1 protein-coding gene is annotated in these 330 nt (G+C 70.9%); it reads left to right on the plus strand.

The annotated features are described in order from the left end of the window. Positions 1-97: 97 nt before the first annotated feature. On the plus strand, positions 98-330 hold a 233-nt coding region (locus BN358_RS25910), incomplete at its 3' end, for a hypothetical protein (protein ID WP_157593594.1).

The following is a 330-nucleotide window of genomic DNA, read 5'->3' on the forward strand; positions in this document are numbered from 1 at the left end:
TCTGGGCCGGCACCGCCGAGGAGTACGCCGAGTTGCTCGCCGGTTTCGGCTCGGCGGTGCGTTCGGTGCCCTCCGAGGACGTGTCGTCCTCGGCGGCGTGGGTTATGACGTGCTCAGCGAGGCTCCCGGGGCGGACCCCTGGCGCTTCTACGAGACCGTCCTCGCGGCGGAGCCCAGCTCGTTCGACCTCGTCGACGTCCACTGCTACGACGACCCGCGGCGGATCCCGGCCCAGCTCGCGTCGGTGCGCAGCCTGCTCGAACGCTTCGGCTGCGAGCAGCCACTGGTCGTCGGCGAGTACGGCGGTCCGACCTTCTTCCAGTTCCCGGA

Source organism: Sedimentibacter sp. B4 (assembly GCF_000309315.1).
Taxonomy (GTDB): domain Bacteria; phylum Bacillota; class Clostridia; order Tissierellales; family Sedimentibacteraceae; genus Sedimentibacter; species Sedimentibacter saalensis.